26 protein-coding genes and 2 pseudogenes are annotated in these 18,794 nt (G+C 64.0%); 19 read left to right on the plus strand and 9 right to left on the minus strand.

Annotated features, from left to right (window positions below; all coding sequences use genetic code 11):
• Positions 1-71 precede the first annotated feature (71 nt).
• Positions 72-836, plus strand: a complete 765-nt coding sequence (locus tag QDX22_RS04810; protein ID WP_122548840.1) for an SIR2 family NAD-dependent protein deacylase — start codon at positions 72-74, stop codon at positions 834-836.
• A gap of 35 nt (positions 837-871) precedes the next feature.
• On the opposite strand, the gene QDX22_RS04815 is transcribed toward QDX22_RS04810, so the two are convergent.
• Both QDX22_RS04815 and dusB read right to left on the minus strand, forming a co-directional pair.
• Entirely contained in the window at positions 872-2,182 is a 1,311-nt protein-coding gene (locus tag QDX22_RS04815) for a deoxyguanosinetriphosphate triphosphohydrolase (RefSeq protein ID WP_110098742.1), read from the minus strand.
• Entirely contained in the window at positions 2,175-3,410 is a 1,236-nt protein-coding gene (gene dusB, locus QDX22_RS04820) for a tRNA dihydrouridine synthase DusB (RefSeq protein WP_122548841.1), read from the minus strand. Before dusB ends, QDX22_RS04815 begins: the two co-directional genes overlap by 8 nt.
• Before the next feature lie 128 nt (positions 3,411-3,538).
• Here dusB and QDX22_RS04825 point away from each other — a divergent pair, with 128 nt between their 5' ends.
• The 4 genes from QDX22_RS04825 (at position 3,539) to QDX22_RS04840 (ending at position 5,391) form a co-directional block, all read left to right on the plus strand.
• Positions 3,539-3,808 carry an LLM class flavin-dependent oxidoreductase gene (locus QDX22_RS04825; RefSeq protein ID WP_122548842.1) on the plus strand — a complete coding sequence of 90 codons (270 nt, stop codon included), beginning with the start codon at positions 3,539-3,541 and terminating at the stop codon, positions 3,806-3,808.
• A gap of 111 nt (positions 3,809-3,919) precedes the next feature.
• Positions 3,920-4,153 carry an antirestriction protein ArdA gene (locus QDX22_RS04830; protein ID WP_233242821.1) on the plus strand — a complete coding sequence of 78 codons (234 nt, stop codon included), beginning with the start codon at positions 3,920-3,922 and terminating at the stop codon, positions 4,151-4,153.
• A 276-nt stretch (positions 4,154-4,429) separates the two neighbouring features.
• Positions 4,430-4,792: a Cd(II)/Pb(II)-sensing metalloregulatory transcriptional regulator CmtR gene (gene cmtR, locus QDX22_RS04835; RefSeq protein WP_043057154.1), complete on the plus strand. Its 363-nt coding sequence runs from the start codon at positions 4,430-4,432 to the stop codon at positions 4,790-4,792.
• Positions 4,789-5,391 carry a cadmium resistance transporter gene (locus tag QDX22_RS04840; RefSeq protein ID WP_110110350.1) on the plus strand — a complete coding sequence of 201 codons (603 nt, stop codon included), beginning with the start codon at positions 4,789-4,791 and terminating at the stop codon, positions 5,389-5,391. The genes cmtR (QDX22_RS04835) and QDX22_RS04840 overlap by 4 nt, the downstream gene beginning before the upstream one ends.
• A 43-nt stretch (positions 5,392-5,434) precedes the next feature.
• Here QDX22_RS04840 and QDX22_RS04845 read toward each other — a convergent pair whose 3' ends face one another.
• Entirely contained in the window at positions 5,435-5,824 is a 390-nt protein-coding gene (locus QDX22_RS04845; protein ID WP_043057152.1) for a heavy metal-responsive transcriptional regulator, read from the minus strand.
• A 92-nt stretch (positions 5,825-5,916) separates the two neighbouring features.
• On the opposite strand from QDX22_RS04845, the gene QDX22_RS04850 reads away from it, so the two are divergent.
• On the plus strand, positions 5,917-7,308 hold the full coding sequence (locus QDX22_RS04850; protein ID WP_279718179.1) for a dihydrolipoyl dehydrogenase family protein: 1,392 nt from the start codon (positions 5,917-5,919) through the stop codon (positions 7,306-7,308).
• 7 nt (positions 7,309-7,315) lie between these two features.
• Here the strand turns inward: QDX22_RS04850 and QDX22_RS04855 are convergent, their stop codons facing one another.
• The gene (locus tag QDX22_RS04855; protein ID WP_043057151.1) at positions 7,316-7,846 is read right to left on the minus strand and encodes a DinB family protein; all 531 of its coding nucleotides are present in this window, start codon (positions 7,844-7,846) and stop codon (positions 7,316-7,318) included.
• 159 nt (positions 7,847-8,005) lie between these two features.
• Between QDX22_RS04855 and QDX22_RS04860 the strand changes: the two genes are divergently transcribed.
• Positions 8,006-8,344, plus strand: coding sequence for a hypothetical protein (locus tag QDX22_RS04860; protein WP_110098749.1), 339 nt, complete (start codon positions 8,006-8,008; stop codon positions 8,342-8,344).
• 93 nt (positions 8,345-8,437) lie between these two features.
• Complete coding sequence (locus tag QDX22_RS04865; RefSeq protein WP_122548843.1) at positions 8,438-9,286, plus strand: hypothetical protein; 849 nt, start codon at positions 8,438-8,440, stop codon at positions 9,284-9,286.
• Between the two features lie 220 nt (positions 9,287-9,506).
• Here QDX22_RS04865 and QDX22_RS04870 read toward each other — a convergent pair whose 3' ends face one another.
• Positions 9,507-10,109 carry a cadmium resistance transporter gene (locus QDX22_RS04870; protein ID WP_110101663.1) on the minus strand — a complete coding sequence of 201 codons (603 nt, stop codon included), beginning with the start codon at positions 10,107-10,109 and terminating at the stop codon, positions 9,507-9,509.
• Positions 10,106-10,465 (minus strand): annotated as a pseudogene (cmtR, locus tag QDX22_RS04875) (Cd(II)/Pb(II)-sensing metalloregulatory transcriptional regulator CmtR). Before cmtR (QDX22_RS04875) ends, QDX22_RS04870 begins: the two are co-directional and overlap by 4 nt.
• 21 nt (positions 10,466-10,486) lie before the next feature.
• Between cmtR (QDX22_RS04875) and QDX22_RS04880 the strand changes: the two are divergent.
• A pseudogene (locus QDX22_RS04880) lies at positions 10,487-10,924 on the plus strand (recombinase family protein); the annotation flags it as partial.
• Positions 10,925-11,045: 121 nt separating this feature from the next.
• Complete coding sequence (locus tag QDX22_RS04885) at positions 11,046-11,171, plus strand: hypothetical protein (RefSeq protein ID WP_255410796.1); 126 nt, start codon at positions 11,046-11,048, stop codon at positions 11,169-11,171.
• A 223-nt stretch (positions 11,172-11,394) separates the two neighbouring features.
• Here the strand turns inward: QDX22_RS04885 and QDX22_RS04890 are convergent, their stop codons facing one another.
• The gene (locus QDX22_RS04890) at positions 11,395-11,778 is read right to left on the minus strand and encodes an ArsR/SmtB family transcription factor (RefSeq protein ID WP_110098825.1); all 384 of its coding nucleotides are present in this window, start codon (positions 11,776-11,778) and stop codon (positions 11,395-11,397) included.
• A gap of 91 nt (positions 11,779-11,869) precedes the next feature.
• Here QDX22_RS04890 and QDX22_RS04895 point away from each other — a divergent pair, with 91 nt between their 5' ends.
• The 8 genes from QDX22_RS04895 (at position 11,870) to QDX22_RS04930 (ending at position 17,170) form a co-directional block, all read left to right on the plus strand.
• Entirely contained in the window at positions 11,870-12,700 is an 831-nt protein-coding gene (locus tag QDX22_RS04895) for a methyltransferase domain-containing protein (protein WP_122548845.1), read from the plus strand.
• Between the two features lie 38 nt (positions 12,701-12,738).
• Complete coding sequence (arsB, locus tag QDX22_RS04900; protein ID WP_110101660.1) at positions 12,739-13,857, plus strand: ACR3 family arsenite efflux transporter; 1,119 nt, start codon at positions 12,739-12,741, stop codon at positions 13,855-13,857.
• Entirely contained in the window at positions 13,854-14,279 is a 426-nt protein-coding gene (locus QDX22_RS04905) for an arsenate reductase ArsC (RefSeq protein ID WP_110098754.1), read from the plus strand. The genes arsB and QDX22_RS04905 overlap by 4 nt, the downstream gene beginning before the upstream one ends.
• A complete protein-coding gene (locus QDX22_RS04910; RefSeq protein WP_122548846.1) occupies positions 14,272-15,342 on the plus strand; it encodes an ArsO family NAD(P)H-dependent flavin-containing monooxygenase in 1,071 nt (356 codons plus the stop codon). The genes QDX22_RS04905 and QDX22_RS04910 overlap by 8 nt, the downstream gene beginning before the upstream one ends.
• A gap of 47 nt (positions 15,343-15,389) precedes the next feature.
• On the plus strand, positions 15,390-15,785 hold the full coding sequence (locus QDX22_RS04915; protein ID WP_110101658.1) for an ArsR/SmtB family transcription factor: 396 nt from the start codon (positions 15,390-15,392) through the stop codon (positions 15,783-15,785).
• Positions 15,775-16,653, plus strand: a complete 879-nt coding sequence (locus QDX22_RS04920) for a permease (RefSeq protein ID WP_279718106.1) — start codon at positions 15,775-15,777, stop codon at positions 16,651-16,653. The genes QDX22_RS04915 and QDX22_RS04920 overlap by 11 nt, the downstream gene beginning before the upstream one ends.
• 46 nt (positions 16,654-16,699) lie before the next feature.
• Positions 16,700-16,867, plus strand: a complete 168-nt coding sequence (locus QDX22_RS04925; protein ID WP_166769961.1) for a hypothetical protein — start codon at positions 16,700-16,702, stop codon at positions 16,865-16,867.
• A 72-nt stretch (positions 16,868-16,939) separates the two neighbouring features.
• Positions 16,940-17,170 carry a low molecular weight phosphatase family protein gene (locus QDX22_RS04930; RefSeq protein ID WP_166769962.1) on the plus strand — a complete coding sequence of 77 codons (231 nt, stop codon included), beginning with the start codon at positions 16,940-16,942 and terminating at the stop codon, positions 17,168-17,170.
• 101 nt (positions 17,171-17,271) lie between these two features.
• On the opposite strand, the gene QDX22_RS12145 is transcribed toward QDX22_RS04930, so the two are convergent.
• Positions 17,272-17,499 (minus strand): hypothetical protein, encoded by a 228-nt coding sequence (locus tag QDX22_RS12145; RefSeq protein ID WP_243857811.1) that lies wholly within the window; start codon positions 17,497-17,499, stop codon positions 17,272-17,274.
• On the minus strand, positions 17,418-17,948 hold the full coding sequence (locus tag QDX22_RS04940; RefSeq protein WP_425320824.1) for a recombinase family protein: 531 nt from the start codon (positions 17,946-17,948) through the stop codon (positions 17,418-17,420). The genes QDX22_RS12145 and QDX22_RS04940 overlap by 82 nt, the downstream gene beginning before the upstream one ends.
• Positions 17,949-17,968: 20 nt before the next feature.
• Between QDX22_RS04940 and QDX22_RS04945 the strand changes: the two genes are divergently transcribed.
• Positions 17,969-18,748 carry an LLM class flavin-dependent oxidoreductase gene (locus QDX22_RS04945; protein WP_243857807.1) on the plus strand — a complete coding sequence of 260 codons (780 nt, stop codon included), beginning with the start codon at positions 17,969-17,971 and terminating at the stop codon, positions 18,746-18,748.
• The last annotated feature ends 46 nt before the right edge of the window (positions 18,749-18,794 follow it).

Here is an 18,794-nt window from a genome sequence, read left to right on the forward strand (position 1 = left end):
GAGCAACGACCGACAGCGTTCTCCACCGGCTGAGCATCTGTGGATAGCATGGAGAGGTGCAAGAATTAGTCATGGAAAAAACACGTGAAGTCCTGGCCGATGCCGAGCACATCGTCGTTTTCTCCGGTGCCGGTATCTCCAAGGAATCCGGCCTGTCCACCTACCGTGAGCCATTGGAAGGCCTGTGGGAGAAGTGGGACCCCCAAGAATTAGCCACCGTTGAGGCCATGTACTACAACCCGGAGCTGGTATGGACCTGGATGATGCATCAGGCAGTGACCATGCGCCAGGCTACTCCGAATCCCGCCCACGAAGCCGTGGCCGAAATGCAACGCCGGCTCCACGATGTTCGGGTCATCACCCAAAACGTTGATGACCTCCACGAACGCGGGGGTGCCACGGTTCTGTCGCACTTACACGGCCAAATCGCCACATTCCGGTGCCATGACTGTCAGCGTCCCTCGCCGTTTTCGTTAGAGCAGATCCTGGCCCAACAGCAAATCACCCAGGCACCAACTGATCCCGAGCGACTCGCCCAGCCTCTCGAGTGTGAGATCTGTACCGGGTATTTGCGTCCCGACATTGTGATGTTCGGCGAGGTGCTCCCCCAGCAAGATTTCGCGAACGCTCTGACCGCCATGCAACAGGCCGACGCCGTCATCTCTGTGGGAACATCCTCGGTGGTGCAACCAGCAGCGTCTTTGCCGTTGGCGGCCTCAAGGGCGACGCTGATCGAGATCAACCCGGCCCCAACCGAGCTGTCGGAAATGGCCGATATTATTCTGCGAGCGCCAGCAGCTGAGGTCATGCCACAGCTGGTTCCGGCCCACGACTAGACCATGCTGCGTAGCCGAGTAGTTTCAGGAGACCACTAGTTAATGCGAGTGGGTTCGGCGTTACCCGCCACCAGATTGCCGTGCCACTGTAGCGCCGCGTAGTCGCTCAGTGATGCCACCTGATCGATGACAGCTCGGAATTTGCCGGCATCGTCGGCCCGCTGCCAGTCGCGGGCATAGATCGGCTCCAGATAGCGGTCGTCGTTCTCAGCCAAGAGCTCGACCAATTCACTCAGGATCTCGCGTTGTCGGGCGTAAAACGGTTGCCGTTCTTCGGATTCCATCACGTAGGTGGCCGCGATTCCTTTCATGACCGCGATTTCGACCTCGGTGTCTTCGGGAACCACCACGTTGGCGTTGTGTCGGGTGAGATGGTCATTGCCGTAGACCTCACGGGTGGCGTTGAACGCTGAGGTGCAGAATCGCCCAATGAGTTGGGAGGTCATGTCCTTGAGCTGTGAGCGGGCTTGGCGGGACCCGTCGATCCGACCGACCCATTCTGGTGCGTGTTCCAGCCGGTCGAGCCCGGCCTCGATGGTGGCTTCATCGGTGTCGGGCAGGTACCAGGCCTGGATTGTGGACACCGCACGGGCGCGCTGTTCGGGGTCTTTGAGCCAATGCAGTTGGAAGTGCCCGGAGACCACCCCGTCTTCGATGTCGTGCACCGAGTAGGAAATATCATCGGCGAGATCCATGACTTGGGCTTCCATGGATTTCCTGGTGCCGGTCAGACCTTGTCGGAACCAGGTGAACACTGGCAGATCGTCTTCATAGACCCCAAATTTCCGCACACCGGGTTGACGGGTCCAGGGGTATTTGCAAGCGGCATCCAGGCTGGCCCGGGTGAGGTTCAGCCCGGCAGAGGTACCGTCTGCGAAGGATTTTTTGGGCTCCAATCGGGCCAGCAACCGTAGGGTTTGAGCGTTGCCTTCGAATCCGCCGATGTGCTGAGACAGTGTGTCCAGGGCCTTTTCGCCGTTGTGTCCGAACGGTGGGTGCCCGAGATCATGTGACAGACAGGCGGTATCGACCACATCAGGATCACATCCCAACGAGCGGCCTAGCTCGCGTCCCACTTGTGAAACCTCCAGTGAGTGCGTCAACCGGGTGCGAGTGAAATCATCATCTCCGGGTGAGAGCACCTGGGTTTTGGCCGACAGCCGACGCAGTGCCGCCGAGTGCACCACGCGAGCCCGGTCACGCTCATAGTCGGAGCGGTAGGAGGACTTCGGCGGTTCAGCTAACCAGCGTTGTCGGTCCCAATCGGTATACCCGGGTGTCTGTACCGCTTGGCCGGCATAGGGTGGACGGTCTTCGGGGCCGAAGAGGGGTTGCTGTCTAACCACCGGAGATATCCAGTTCTGCAGCGTGGATCATCGCCTGCTGTTCGGTATTGAGTTCTTGCGAGTCCAGCCAACCCTCAGGCAAGTGGGGCTTCTTCGGGCCACCGGCTCGACCGCGGGGGCCCTCAGCGACCGCACCGGGGTACGGGATCGACCGGTCCAGGGTGTCCAGGAGCTCACGCAACTGGTCCAGGGTCTCCACGGTAACCATCGAGCGTCGAATTTCTCCGCCGACCGGGTAGCCCTTGAAATACCAGGAGACGTGTTTGCGAATATCGCGCATGGCTTTGAGCTCATCGCCGTAGGTGTCGACCAGTAGTTCGCCGTGGCGGTAGAGCGCATCGGCAACGGTGCCCAGTCCGGGCCGGAAGCGCTCTTCCGATCCGGTGAAGGCATTCTGCAAATCCCCAAACAACCAGGGGCGGCCCTGGCACCCGCGACCGACGACCACCCCGTCGACACCGGTGTATTCGACCATCGCGATGGCATCTTCGGCAGACCAGATATCACCATTGCCCAGCACCGGAACCTCGCTGACGGTTGCTTTCAGTTCGGCAATGGAGTCCCAGTTGGCCTGACCGGAGTAGTGCTGGCGCATGGTGCGCCCGTGGAGTGCAATCGCCGAGACCCCCAGATCCACAGCCCGACGGGCCGCTTCCAGGGCGGTGAGGTGCTCCTCGTCGATCCCGCGACGCATTTTGATCGTGACCGGAATATCGCCGGCTTCGTCCACGGCGCCCTTGACGATGGAGGTGAACAGATCGATCTTCCACGGTAGCGCCGATCCCCCGCCGTTGCGGGTGACCTTCGGGACGGGGCAGCCAAAGTTCAAATCGATATGGTCGGTGTGATCTTCTTCGACCAGCATGCGCACAGCAGCGCGAGTGGTGACCGGGTCCACGGAGTACAGTTGCACGGACCGCGGTACCTCATCGGGGTCGTGGGAGATAATCCGCATCGACTCCGGTTTGCGTTCTACCAAGGCACGGGCGGTCACCATTTCGTTGACGTAGAGCCCGCCACCGTACTCGCGGCACAGACGACGAAACGCGGTATTGGTGATCCCGGCCATCGGTGCCAACACCACCGGGACCGGAATGGTCAACGGTCCGATCTGCAATGGGGGCAACGTCAGGGTGGTTTTCTCCGTGGTGTGGTGCGGACGGCCTTGATCTCCGGTACCAGTCGCGATGCGCTGTTCTCGCACAGAAGAAGTCACAGTAGTTGTCATGATTGCTCAATTATCCCAGATCCTGGCCGGCAGGGACCACCGCAGGCGGTCCACAGCGCGTAAAGCAAGCAACATCACCTGGAATAATCACCAGGAATGAAGCCCGATGATCAATTGTTGAACCGAGCATGAAGAAGAAACTCGGGTTTCTGAACTTTGGACACTGGACCCAAGGACAAAACGGGACTGGTGGCGCGCGCCAAGCCCTGCACGACCAGATTCAGATGACTGTCGCTGGCGAGCAGGTTGGGCTGGATGCCGCCTGGATTCGCTCGCATCATTTTCAGTCGATGTTTTCAGCGCCGTTCCCCACGCTGGCTGCGATGGCGGCGCGGACCTCGACCATTGAACTCGGGACCGGCGTGATCGACTTGCGCTACGAGCACTTAGCTTCATGACGGTCGTGACGTCGAGGCGGCACAGCGGCCGCTGACACGCCACGCGAGGCGTGGCCGGGAGACCTCCTGAGGAGTAGGTGATCAGCCTGCTCGCGGACGAGGAGGACCCACATGGCCATCATGCACAAGATCATCCGTCACACCGAGCCCCGCGCGTGGCTTGGCTGTCTGGCCTGCTACAACGACGGCGATCTCGTCGGCAGGTGGTACGACGCCGAGGACTGCGACGAGGTCACGCCTGCCCAGCTGCACGGTCACGCGACCGACCACGAGGAACTCTGGGTGATGGACCACGAGGGCATCCCTGTCACCGGCGAGATGGACCCCATGACCGCGGCCCAGTAGGGCCGCGTCCTCACCTCGGTGCCGGAGCACCAGCAGGAGGCCCTCTTCGCCTGGGTGCGGTCCGGCAGCTACGTCGCCGAGGACGGCGGCGTCCTCGTCTTCCGCAACCTCTGAGCTATAGGCGCGTTTACTGCACTGTCACGTAAACGCGCCTATACCCTCTTTGACAGTACTCAACTGTTGTCGTGGTGGAAATTCTTTAGGGTGAGCATCGATCTACTCCACTTCTCGTAAAACCCAGAAGAACTATTCAGTCACTGCTGTATAGTTCAGCGCATGCTGACGAATGATGCACGTATTGATGTGATGAACCGCTTGGGTCGAGCCATGGCTGACCCCACGCGGTCCCGCATCCTGTTGACCCTGTTGCGTGGGCCAGAGTATCCGGCGGTACTCGCCCAGAACCTTGAGCTGACGCGGTCGAACGTGTCAAACCATCTGGCCTGTCTGCGGGACTGTGGGATTGTGGTGGCGCACCACCAGGGACGCCAGACGCGCTATGAGATCGCCGACCCACACCTGACTCGGGCACTGACGGCGCTGGTGGACACGACCCTGGCCGTCGATGAGGCCGCACCGTGCATCGACCCGGCCTGCACTGTGGGGGACTGTAGTGACGTTGCGGAGGTGAGTGCGTGATCCTGTCCTCCATTGCGCAAGCAGTTGGGCTGTTCATCGCCACCAATATCGACGACATCATTATCTTGTCGTTGTTCTTCGGCCGAGGCCAAGGACAACCCGGCACCACCCGCCGTATCCTGCTGGGACAATATCTCGGATTCCTCGGCATTCTCGGGGCTGCCGTGCTTGCGGCCCTGGGCGCCCAAGCGCTGCTACCTGACCAAGTGCTGCCTTATTTTGGCCTGATCCCACTGGGGCTAGGCCTATGGGCAACATGGCAGGCGTGGCGCAATCGCGACGACGACGATGACGACGCAGCACAGCTGGAAGGCAAGCGAGTCTCGGTCTGGACCGTGGCCGCGGTGACCTTCGCCAATGGTGGCGACAATATCGGGGTCTATGTGCCAGTGTTCGTCAGTGTTAGCTGGAGCACAATCCTGGCCTACTGCATCGTCTTCTTACTCCTCGTCGCCGTCCTGGTGTTTGTGGCTCGATGGATTACGTCCAGGAAACCTATCGCCGAAGCCCTGGAACGGTGGGAACACATTCTGTTTCCAGCAGTCCTCATTGGGCTGGGCATTGTGATCCTCATCAGCGGCGGAGCCTTCGGTCTCTAAGCCACAGCGGTTGAACAGTTCTTGCAGTCATCAGCTCTGGCGGTCAGAGGTTGGTGCAGATGGCCTCGGCGTGGCACGTGGCGGGGTCCGCTGCGCGGCTGGTGTGGTGCAGGGCAGTGACGGTCTGGCGTAATTGGATGAGGTCAGCGATCTGCTGGTCGAGCTCGGTCAGACGGTTGGCCAGCAGCGCGTCGACGTGGGCGCAAGGCGGCTGGCCGGTATCGCGCATCCGCAGAATCTCACCGATGTGGGCCAGGGACAGTCCCGCGCGTTGGCCTCGACGGATGAAATCGAGTCGCCAGAGCATCGCTTCGGGGTAGTCTCGGTAGCCGTTCGGGGCCCGATCCGGGGGTGGCAGCAGCCCGATGGCTTCGTAATAGCGCAGCGTTTTGGTGGTGGTGTCGGCAGCGTCTGCCAATTCGCCAATCCTCATTGAACTCAAGGCTCCTTTATGATCGTCGGACTTGACCTTCCAGTGTACTGGAAGGTTCATACTGGGTGCAGACCAAAGAAAGAGGCAAACAGATGGTACAAGGTTTCGACGTTGATCTGGTGGTGGTGGGCTCCGGTGGCGCTGGCATGGCGGCAGCCATTACAGCCCGGCGGGCCGGCAAAGAGGTGTTGGTGATCGAGCGGGACACCCTCGGTGGCACCTGCGTGAACATCGGATGCGTCCCGTCCAAAACGCTGTTGGCCGCGGCCGGCACCCGGCAAGCCGCCCTGACCAACCCGTTCCCCGGGGTCCCCACCTCCGCCGCGGGCGTGGATCTGGGGTCGCTGGTCGGACAAAAAGACCAGCTAATCACCCGGCTGCGAGACACCAAATACGCTGAGGTCGCGGCCGCGCATGGGTTCCAGATCCGCACCGGGGAGGCCTCCTTTGTTGATCCCGACACCCTGGTGGTGGATGGGACCCCGGTGACAGCCGGTTCGATTGTGCTGGCCACCGGCGCGGTGCCAGCCTTACCACAGGACGTGACCGGGTTGGACGAGGTGGACTATCTGACCTCGACCACGGCCATGGCACTGACCGAGCTGCCCGAGTCCATGATTATTATCGGCGGCTACGTCGGCATCGAACAAGCCCAGCTTTTTGCCGACTTGGGCACCCGGGTGACGATCATCGGCCGGATAGCCCCCACCGCCGAGCCAGAAATGACCGCCATCCTCCGACAAACCCTGACCCTCGATGGGATTACGGTGCTCGAAGAGCACGCCACCGGGGTGACCCAGGAGCATGACCAGATCCAGGTGGCCACCGCCTCGGGACGCAGCCTGTGTGCTGAGCGCCTGCTGGTGGCCACCGGCCGCCGCCCGTCCACCGAGCATCTCAACCTGCCCGCCGCAGGTATCACCACCGACCAGGAGGGATTCATCCTCGTCGATGACCACCAGCGCACCACCAATGCGCGGGTCTTTGCTGCCGGTGACGTTACGGCGGCCCCGCAATATGTCTACGTCGCCGCGGCCACCGGCAAAGCTGCCGCGGCCAATGCCCTGCGCACCGATCCGCAAGTGCCGGCCACGAAAGTCGATTACACCGGCCTACCTGCCGTGATCTTCTCGCGCCCCCAACTGGCCACGGCCGGACTGACCGAAGCCGCGGCCCGGAGAGCCGGGTACCGGTGTCACTCCCGGGTGCTGAGCTTCCAAGACCTGCCGCGCGCCTTAGTCAATCACGACACTTGCGGGGCGCTGAAGATGGTCGCCGAAACAAGAACCGACAAAATCCTGGGCATCAGCGCTATCGGCGATCACGCAGCAGAGCTCCTGCTCCCGGCAACTTATGCGATCACCGCGGGGATGACCACCCGCCACCTCGCCGACACCTGGGCACCCTATCTGACCACCTCCGAAGCACTGCGCCTGGTGGCAGGCACCTTCCATGACGAGCTGCCCACGTCTTGTTGTGCCTGACCCTTTGTTATTCGGGGGTGTGGGGCAGGAAACTCAGTTGCTGGGCGTGGAAGGCGAAATGTTTCGTGGGGTAGGCGTAGAGGTCGGCCACGGTCATCACCGGCCGAAAAAATGGATCCCACCGGGTGGGAAACGCCATCTGCAGCCCCAAGGAGGCGTGGGACTCGGTTTCCAGGTTGGCGGCCAGCGTGGTCGTGACCCGACGCAACTTCCGGGCCATCCGGTGACGATTGTACACGCGCGATGCCGCCCAAGACCCCCAGTAATTGACCCAATCAAAGGGCTTGGTCCCGGCATCGAGCAACCCAGCAAAGGCATTCCCCACGGACGGTGGCAACCGACCGAAACACTTGACGAGGGGCAGCAGGCGTCGGGTCACCATGTAACCGAACACCATGTGAAACAACAATTCTTCGTTGGTCCAGCGCGTACCGGCGCTTCGGCTACGCAACTCGGCGTCACCAGCCAGCGCGAGGAAGGTTTCCAGATCGCCACAGGCGTGCAGATATCCAACGGTGATCTCAGCACGGTCTATCACGGTGACCTTCTTCGGTCCGGAGCGGGGTCTTGCTCGCCTTGTCCTTTTATTATGGACTGCATTTCAACCTGTCTTGGCAGCATAGTTGCGCACACGTACGCAGCATCTAATCGGGCATAGCATGTCTGACAGATCTCTGCCTCCCATAGGAGCCCCACCATGCGATGCCACCTGATCACCGCCACCACGCTCGCCATCGCCGCCAGCGCCCTGCTCACCGGCTGTAGTGGCGACAGCCTCGAGGGCACCTACCTCGACGCCAAGGAGGGCCGATACATGCTCGTCCTCGGCGAGGACAGCACCTGCGGCCACCAGGAGCGGACCAACCCGCAGGCCGAGATCGACGATGACTGTTCCTGGACCCGCAACGGCGATGAGCTGACCTTCGTCGGACTCATGAGCTACAACGTCTACGGCACGGTCAACGACGACGGCTCGATCACCATCCCGCACCAGAACCACGTCAGCTCGAAGCTACTGCAGAAGCAGGAGAGCTGAGCGTGATCACGAGACCCCCGGGGAGCATCCGCTCGCTCCTCGAGGGTCTCTTTCTTGATCTGCGTGAATGCAGGAGTCGTGGGATAATGAAGCATGCGCATCAAAGACTTCTTCGAGGAGCCAGCGGGGACTGACAACCCCTGGGATTCATCGAAGCCGGTTCTCAACGCCGACCTGATCACCCAGCTCGCACAGGGCACCGCTTACGACCCGAACCCGCTGGAGACCGCGCTCGAGCTCACCAGGCTCGTCCGAGCAGAGTACGAGTCCTACGGCACCGAGAAGTCGCACCTGCGGACCGACGAGGACGAGGCGAGGGCCGCACTCAAGGCGCTCCGCATGCTCCTCAAGCGGAGGGGCATCGTCTTCGACCCTCCATGGCGTGACTTCTCGTCCTTCCACAGTCACTGGATCGCTGAAGGTGCCTATGGGAAGTGGCAAGCCCGCCGCGACATCATCGAGAAGGTGTTTCGGCCAATCCAGGATCAGCTTGAGGAGGCCGAAGAGTGGCAGTTCCTTGGCGAACTGGCCGAAGGCATCTCGCCGCACGGCGATCTCGGCTGGACTGACGTCGACGATCACATCTCACAGCTACGGCAGCGCTTCAGGTCAGCCTCCACGCCTGTCGACTACAAGGATGTGGGCAACCGTTGCGTCGGCGTCCTCGAGGCGCTCAGCGCCCACGTCTACGATCCTGAGGTGCACTGCCCTCCGGTACTCTCAGAGCCTCCGGTCGACAAGACCGACATCCGCATCGGCGCGTACATCGACCACCGTCTGCCCGGCAAGTCCAATGAGGAGCTGCGGGGGCTGACCAAGAAGGCGTCGGCTCTCGCCCACAAGATGAAGCACTCACCGAAGGCCGACCGGACCACGACCGGCATCACCGCGGATGCCGTGATCCTGCTGGCGAACATCTTGCGTCGACTCGAGGAGGGCTGAGGTCCTCCACGCAGACCGGGGCGCCCGTCGATCCTCCTCCGTCGGATCACCGGGCATCGGGAGGTGTGGTTGTGGCTTCGTTCGCTTCGTGGCGGGGTTTTTGCAACGCTCCGTGGCGGTCTTGTTGCCGCGATCACCCAGGACTGGCTGCAGGTAGGTGTCGCGGTCTGAACCGAGAGGGGTGCGCCCGGTCGGGGCCGTTTGGAGCGCTGCCGCTACGTCAGAGTCCGAAGGCTCCGCCGCTGACGAGGATCACGATGCCGAGGCCGATGAGAACGATGGGGAAGAGGATGTGCTCCCAGCGTTCGAGCACTTCGGCGATCGGGGGGCGGGTGGCGACGAACTTTGCCAGGGCCACCAGGACCGCGACGAGCGCGAGGAAGACGATGCAGTAGGCGACTACTGCGAGAGGTTCCACGCTGAGGAAGACAGGGGTGTAGACGCCGATGTTGTCGCCGCCGTTGGCAAAGGTGACGCCTGCGACTGTCCACACGCCGACCTTCTTGCCGGCAACCTTGGCCTCGTCGTCATCGTCGTCATCGTCTCCGCGCCAGGCCTGCCATGCGGCCCAGAGGCCGAGGCCCAGAGGAATGAGACCGAAGTACGGGATGGCTGCCGAGGGCAGGAATGCTCCGGCGCCGATGGTCACCAGGACCGAGGCACCGAGGATGCCGGCGAATCCGAGGTACTGGCCGGCCAAAATGCGGGCGGTAGTGCCGCGCTGGCCTGCCCCTCGCGCGAAGAAGAGGGAGAGCACGATGATGTCGTCGATGTTGGTCGCTGCGAACAGGCCCATCGCCTGCAAGACCGAGGTGAGGATCATGCGCCCTCCCCAGCTGCGTCGCATCCGGGAAGCGAGCAGGCGGGATCGATGCACGGGGCGTCTTCGTCCACTGCCAGGGTGGCATCGACCAGTGCCGTTAGCGCCTGCGCCAGGTGCGAATCGGCGATCTCATATCGTGTCCGACGACCCTCGGGCTCGGAGACGACGATCCCGCAATCGCGCAGGCATGCCAGATGGTTGGACACGTTCGGGCGTGTCAGGTCCAGATCTCAGGGCAGTTCCGCCGGGTAAGCGGGATGGTCGAGCAGGGTCAAGATGATCCGGGATCGAGTGGGGTCGGCCAGTGCACGACCCAGGCGGTTCATCACGTCGAGACGCGAAGCAATAGTCAGCATGAACTTAACTATACAGCAGGTACTGAACACTCGGTCACAGGCGTCAGCCCAGATCGCATGCCCGTAAGGGGATCCTTCACCGTACGTCGGCTGGCGCGCTCGCTCCCGGACGCGAGGGACACCGCCGACGAGCTCACCATCAAGGGAGTGGCGCTCAGTCTCGGAGGCAGCGTCTACGACCCCAACGATGCCGTCGGCCGGTTGCTGTTCAACGTGCTCGGCATGGTGGCCGAGTTTGAGGCGGACCTCATCCGCCTGTGCACCCGCGAGGGCATGGCCATCGCCAGATCCAAGGGCAAACTCAAAGGCAAGAAGCCCAAGCTCTCGCCCTCTCAGCGCAAGCACCTGCTGACGCTGCACGCCGCCGGCGAACACACCCAAGCCGAGCTCGCCGAGCTGTTCAACGTCTCCCGCACCACCATCTACCGCGAGCTGCGCCGCACCACGGCCGCCACCTGATCGCGCCTGCACCGCCACTGAGAGATCACAGAAACCCGCCACCAAGCCATCACATCCACAGCTCTTGTCCCTTGTGACCTTCACGCCCATCTTGGAGCCGACCCCCTTGATGAGGTTGCTGATGAGCGTCGGGGCGACGATCACCGAGGCGACGAGCGCCGAGATGCCGCCTGCGATCCAGACGTTCTCGAAGATCCCCATCGCCTGCGTCAACAGCAGCCGCACGACCATGAAGCCGACGGTGTAGAGCGCCGCCATGAGCGCGAGCCGCCAGATGGGCGAGCGGGCCTGGAACGCCTGGAACTCGCGCCATGCCGTGCGCAGGGCACCCTTCGTCTCGCGGAAGTCGGGCCGTCATCCTCCGGCAGCACCAGTAGCCCTGCCTTGAGCATGAGGCCGACGAACTGGAACCCTCGCGGGAGCAGCGTGGAACCGCTACGCCGCCCTGCGCCGCTGAACCCCGAATCTCCTCAGCAGGAGCACGCGGGAGTGTCAGTGCTCAGTGTCTGCGGGTCGAGCGCGGCCGAGAGCATCCCCAGGATCTCGGGAACGACCGCGTAGTAGGCCCACTTGCCGCGCTGCTCACGCGTGACCAGGCCGGCGTCGACGAGCTGCTTCATGTGATGCGAGACCGTGGGCTGGGAGAGGCCGACAGGCTCGGTCAGATCGCACACACACGCCTCCCCGCCGGACTGCGCAGCGATCATCGACACCAACCGCACCCTCGTGGGATCACCGAGGGCCTTGAACATCCGCGCCAACTGCTGCGCATCCTCGACCGCGAGCACCCCACCCGTGACGGGGGCGCAACATCCTCCCGTGTCGGTCGCGACCAGCGACAGTGAGATCGGCATGCCCTCGACCCTACGCCATGCATTGACAACTGTCGATACATCGACGAGCATCAATATGTAGTCGGGGTACCCGCGGGAAATGGAGCAGGCAATGAGCGAGAACGAGAATACCGAGCTGCGTGAGCAGGTCCGCGCCCGCTACGCCCAGGCCGCGACCGCGGTCACCACCGGCACCTGCAACGCCGACCTCCTCACCGAGGAGACCCCCGTCTCCTCGTGCTGTTCCAGCACGACTGCCGCCGAGGGCACTGAGCCGGATTCGGGTTCGTGCTGTGCTCCGACCGAGCGGAGCTTCGGCGCGGGCCTCTACGACGAGGCGACCGCCGCCGGACTCCCATTGGAGGCGGTCGAGGCCAGCCTGGGCTGCGGCAATCCCACGGCGGTCGCCGAACTCCACAAGGGTGAGCGCGTCCTCGACCTCGGCTCCGGTGGCGGCCTCGATGTGCTGCTCCCCGCCCGCAGGGTCGGTAAGTCGGGGTTCGCCTATGGGGTGGACATGACCGACGAGATGCTCCCGCTGGCCGAGAAGAACAAGAACGAGGCCGGGGCGGAGAACGTCGAGTTCCTCAAGGGCACCATCGAGGACATATCGCTTTCGGGCGGGTCGGTGGATGTGGTGATCTCCAACTGCGTCATCAACCTCTCCACCGACAAGCCCGCCGACCTTGCCGAGATGTTCCGCGTCCTCGCGCCGGGTGGCCGTATCGGGGCCTCCGATGTCGTCGCCGAAGACCCCCTCACCCCCGAAGAGCGTGCTGAGCGCGGTTCCTACGTTGGGTGTATCGCCGGAGCCCTGTCGAAGACCGAGTACCTCGACGGCCTCGCCAAGGCGGGGTTCACGGGTGCGAGCGTGGAGTTCACGCACGAGCCCGCGGACGGGATGCACGCCGCGATCATCCGCGCCACTAAGCCTACGAACTAACCGCATACCCCGAGCTGACGAGGAGACTGAGCAGCACGATGCCGGCACCCCCGAACACCAAGAGCACGAACACCCCAGCGCCTGCGGCTGCGGCGAGGCGGCAGTTGTCGACGTTGGATAAGTGGCTGCCGGTCTGGATCGGGCTGGCGATGATCGCCGGCCTCCTCCTGGGCCGCTTCATCCCCGCCCTGGCTGACGTGCTCACGAGGATGGAGGTCGCCGGCATCTCGGTGCCGATCGGACTGGGCCTGCTGGTGATGATGTACCCGGTGCTCGCGAAAGTCCGCTACGACAAGATCGCCGCCGTCATCGGCGACAAGAAACTCCTGGTGTCCTCGCTGGTGCTGAACTGGCTGCTCGGCCCCGCGGTCATGTTCGCCCTCGCCTGGCTGTTCCTGCCCGATCTGCCCGAGTACCGCACCGGCCTCATCATCGTCGGTCTCGCCCGCTGTATCGCGATGGTGGTGATCTGGAACGACCTGGCCTGCGGCGACCGGGAAGCGACCGCGGTGCTGGTCGCGATCAACTCGATCTTCCAGGTCGTGATGTTCTCCGTGCTCGGATGGTTCTACCTCACCGTGCTTCCTGGTTGGCTGGGCCTGGACACCCAGGGCCTGGACGTCTCGGTCGGGCAGATCGCCCTCAACGTGCTCGTCTTCCTCGGCGTACCGCTGGTCGCGGGGTTCGCGACCCGCTGGATCGGCGAGAAACGCAAGGGCCGCGCCTGGTACGAAGAGAAGTTCATCCCGCGCGTCGGGCCGTGGGCGCTCTACGGGCTGCTGTTCACGATCGTGCTGCTCTTCGCCCTCCAAGGCGAAACCATCACGCAGAATCCCCTCGATGTCGCGAGGATCGCGTTGCCGCTGCTGGTCTACTTCGCGTTCATGTGGTTCGCAGGCCTCCTGCTCGGCAAGGGCATCGGCCTCGGCTACGCCCGATCCACCACGCTGGCATTCACCGCGGCGGGCAACAACTTCGAACTCGCCATCGCCGTCGCCATCGGCACCTTCGGCGCAACCAGTGGGCAGGCGCTGGCCGGGGTGGTCGGCCCGTTGATCGAGGTGCCTGTCCTCGTCGCTCTCGTCTACGTCTCCCTGTGGGCTGCACGCCGCTGGTTCCACACCGACCCCTACCAGACAGAAACGAGCCCCCGATGACCACCGATACCCCTCCGACGGTGTTGTTCGTCTGCGTCCACAACGCCGGACGCTCCCAGATGGCCGCCGCCTTCCTCACCCACCACGCGGCGGGCCGCATCGCGGTCCGCTCCGCTGGGTCGGAGCCCGCCCACCAGCTCAACCCGGCCGTGGTCGAGGCCATGCGCGAGGTCGGCATCGACATCACCGCCGAGCGGCCCAAGCTGCTGACCACCGACGCGGTGCAGACCGCTGATGTCGTCATCACCATGGGGTGCGGCGATACCTGCCCGTTTCTCCCCGGCAAGCGCTACGAGGACTGGCAGCTCGACGACCCCGCAGGGCGTGGGCTCGACGCCGTGCGTACTATCCGGAACGAGATCGAGACCCGCGTCCGCGTCCTCATCGCCGAACTGCTCGTTCCTCAGGAGACCGATGAGTGAGCACGCCGACGTCGTGGTGATCGGCGGCGGCCAAGCAGGCCTGGCCGCCGGCTACTATCTGCGCCGGGCGGGGCTGAACTTCGTGATCCTCGACCGGCAGGACCGTGCAGGCGGGGCCTGGCGTCACGGCTGGGACTCACTGCGACTGTTCTCCCCGGCCGAGTACAGCCCGCTACCGGGCTGGCCAATGCCGCGCCAGCGGGGCGAGACGTTCCCCACCGCCGGTCACGTCGTCGAGTACCTGCACGACTACGAACAGCGTTACGAGCTGCCCGTGCACCGGCCCGTCCAGGTCAGCGGCGTCCGCGCCCACAGCCGCGGGCTCAGCGTTGAGACCGACCGGGGCACCTGGAACGCCGAGTTCGTCATCAGCGCCACCGGCACCTGGGACACCCCCTTCATGCCCGCCTATCCGGGCATGGCCGATTTCGCGGGCGAGCAGCTACACACGGTCGACTACTCCGTCCCGGAGCGATTCCGCGGCCAGCGGGTGCTGGTCGTCGGTGCCGGCAATTCCGCCGCGCAGATCGTCGCCGAGGTCTCCACCATCGCGGAGACGACCTGGGCGACCCGACACCCGCCCCGGTTCATGCCCGACGACGTCGACGGCCGCGTCCTCTTCGACACCGCCACCCGAGAAGAAGCCGCCCGGAAGGCGGGAACCCAGGCCGATGGCGTCTCCGGTCTGGGCGACATCGTCATGGTCCCCAGTGTCCGTGCTGCCCGCGACCGCGGCGTGCTGCGCCCCCGCCCCATGTTCGACCGGCTCACCGCCGAGGGAGCGGCCTGGAGCGACGGCACCATGGATCCCTACGACGCGATCATCTGGTGCACCGGCTTCCGCCCCACCCTGAACCATCTCGCGTCCCTGGGCCTGAGGCGCGAGAACGGCGTGCCCAAGACCATCGGCACACGCTCCGCCGACGAGCCCCGCCTGCACCTGCTCGGGTACGGGGACTGGACCGGCTTCGCCTCAGCCACCCTGATCGGGGCGGGCAGGACCGCCAAGGACGCAGTCCATGACATCACCAGCCACCTCCCCGAGGCGTCACCCCCACAATAGATAAGCCGTCGCTTGTGTCATAAGCAGTGGCTTGTTAGTGTGGAGGTATGTCTTCACCGATACAAATTCCGGCCGTGGCCTCGGACCTCTCAGCCAAAGAACGCGCCGCCTACCTGGCCCCCACCCTCTCGGCCCTGGCCGATGAGAACCGGCTCACGATCGTGCTGTGCCTCGCCGATGGCGCCAAGACGAACAAGCAGCTGCAGGAGGCCACCGGCCTTAGTCAGGCGCTGGTCAGCCACCACGTCTCCGCCCTGCTTAAAGCGGAACTGATCGACGTGACCCCGCAGGGCCGGTCGAACCTCATCTCGATCTGCTGCGAACAGTTGGCCGCCCCAGTCCAATGGCTGGCCCACCTTGCCACCCTGACTCCCGCCGGACAGCGAGCCTGCTGCACCGAGGCCGAGATCCCGGCACGCAGTGTGGTGACCGATGCTGACTGACACGCTCGGCACCTTCGCACTGCTGCTGGGCGAGCTGCTGGCCCTGTTCCTCGTCGTCTCGACCGCCGTCGCGCTGATCAACCGGCGATTCGGCCCGGAGAAGATGCGTGACTGGATGAGCAGCGGGAAAGTCCCCGGATCCATCAAGGGACTACTTTTGGGGGCGGTGACTCCATTCTGCTCCTGCTCGACACTGCCGATGCTGGTCGGAATGCTCAACGCCGGGGTCGCCTTCCAGACCGCGATGACCTACCTCATCGCCTCACCGCTGCTCAACCCGATCATCGTCGGCAGCATCGGAATCATCTTCGGGTGGACGACCGCGATCGTCTACACGCTCTTCACCCTGGCCGTCTCACTGATCATCCCGTGGGTATGGCGCGGCCTGGGCCTGAAGAAGGCGCTCAAGCGCGTGCGCGTGCTGGGCGAGACGACGCCCGAGCCGTGGAAAGGAATGCGCGGCGAGATGCCCGGAGCGCTCCGCCAAGCCTGGACCGATCTGCGCCCCCTGCTTGTGCCCATGCTCATCGGCGTGGCGATCGGAGCCGCGATCTACGAGTTCGTCCCCGAGGACCAGCTGACCGCCTTCGCCGGAGCCAACATCTGGTGGGCGGTGCCACTGGCCGCGGTCATCGGCATCCCGCTCTACATCCGCTTGGAGACCATGCTCCCGGTCGGGCTGGCCCTCCAGTCCGCCGGTGTGGCCCTCGGCCCGATCTTCGCCCTGATGATCGGCGGGGCCGGGGCCTCCCCGCCGGAGGTCTCGATGCTCACGGCGATCTTCAAGCCACGGCTTCTCGTGGCATTCGTCGTCACCATCCTTACCGTGGCGATCGCCGGCGGCTACATCCTCACGATCACAGCCTGATCCCTACAACTGTCCCCCGTAAACCCACCATAGGAAAGGAACCACCATGGGACTGAAAGACCTGTTCACCGGACGCTCGAAGAACGAGCAGTCAGACTGCTGCAACGTCGAGATCGTCCCGGCCGACGAAGACGATAAGCAGCAGAACACCAACACTACGACGCCTCAGCCAACGGAGGAGAACTGCTGCCAGGACGCCAAGACGGAAGGCTGACGCTATCCACAGAACTTCGATGCCGTCATAGGAACAGCCACGAGGGCCCCGCCACTGGCGAAGGCCCTCGCCGTGTGCGCAATCCAACCCTCCGACCATGCCACGCTGCTCGCCACCGATACCGCGCAGACCTCGGCTGCAGTGAGCACGACGAGATGTGGCGACACCTGCCCGGTCTTCCCCGGCAAACGCTACGAGGACTGGCAGTTGAACAACCCCACAGGACTTGGGCTCGACGCTGTGCGCCCCATCCATAACGAGATCGGTTCCCGCATCCGCGACCTCATCACCGAACTCACCTGACCCAAGATCATGACCGGCCCAGCGCACCTGCCGAGCATGGACCTCTCCCTCTTCACCGATAGCCCCGTCCGGCCCTGGCCGGGGCTATTCCGTCATCTCCATCATCGGACCCTGCCGGTGATCCTGCGCGCCTCGTCCTCATGACGACGCGCCTCGTCCTCGAGCTGCTTGCCCGGCGCCCGCAGCTTGTCGACCCGCTCCATCCGCTCGTCGTAGAACTGGCGGAAGGTGCCCCCGCCCGACCGGATCAGGTACGCACCCGCCTCGGCCTGCTCCGGGATCTGCGCCCCGTCCTTCGTGTAGCCGAACGGCGTCCAGCCCGAGAGCACCGGCATCCCCTCGGTACGACGGCGTTCGTTCGAGCGGATCGTCCGCTCCGCCTTGCGCCTGGCCTCGAAGCGCGCGTGCCGGCCAGCATCGTCGCCCGGAACTCCCCATCGGCCGTGGCGAGGTCGATCTCGCCGTCGACCGTGACGACCTGCAGCCCATGGTCGATCAGCGTGTTCAGATCCTTGGTGCTGCGCAGGAGGCGGTCGATGTCGACGGCGACCACGGTGTCGAACTGACCGGCGTCGGCGTCCTTGAGCATCCTGGCCCAGTCCGTGCCGGCACCACGCGGCTTGGAGGCCGAGACGGAGGAGTCCTCGTACTCGGCGACGACCCGCCAGCCCCTCAGCGTGGCCAGGTCGCTGATCTTGCGGAGCTGGGTGTCGATGGCCCATCCGTCGCCCGTGCGGTCCTGGGAGATCCGCATGTAGGCGGCTACGCGACTCGTCATGAATCCAATGTTACGGGTGAATGTTGCGCTACGAGAATCCGCTGTACTTTGCCGAGGAAGCCGCCACCACCGATCTCATCTCCGATGCGCGTCTACATCTGGGGATCTCCCGTGGTTCTCCTGAGGCGGCCTTGGATGGGCAACACCAGTTCGGTTATCACCGTGACCAGGGCCAGTCCTGGTCTGACTATCCCCGCAACACCGGGGGACGCATTCGACAGGCAGTCTCCGGTGAGCCCATCGCTCACGCTGACCCGGAGTCGTCCTGGGCGCCGGTGGGGGTGGACCGGTTGCGCATCGAACCGTATTCCTCGACCTTGATTAACCGCCTGTATTGGGGAGCCGGAAGCACCTCGTCGGCGGTCTGGGCCGGCGAACAGGGATATAACTTGGTCTCGTCTACCCTGTTGTTGGAAGACGACGGACGCCCCTTCCATGTCCAGCAGGCTCACCAACTCACCGAGTATCGTGCCGCTTATACTGCCTCGGGCCACACGACAGGCGGACAGACGGCGGTCACTCGGTCTATCTACGTGATCGAATCGGCCGAAGACAAGCTCCGTTATGCCCCGATCTCGGGGGAGACAGACTCTGTCGGGATGCTCGATGGTGCTCGAGCTCGGTCCGGGCCCACGGTGGTGGGCACCGTAGACAGCGTCGCGGAGCAGCTGGCCGCAGATCAGGCGGTGCGAGAGGCTGACCTGCTCCTGGTGGCCAACCCCAACCAGTGGGGCGTGGTTGCCAACCGGCGCCTCTTTGCCAGTTGGGTCCGGGTATTTGAGCACCTGGGGTGGAAGTGATGGATCAGCCCGCCGTGCGTCCCACCGTTTCATCTCACCACACCGA

Source organism: Auritidibacter ignavus (genome assembly GCF_029853775.1).
In the GTDB taxonomy this organism is placed as follows: domain Bacteria; phylum Actinomycetota; class Actinomycetes; order Actinomycetales; family Micrococcaceae; genus Auritidibacter; species Auritidibacter ignavus.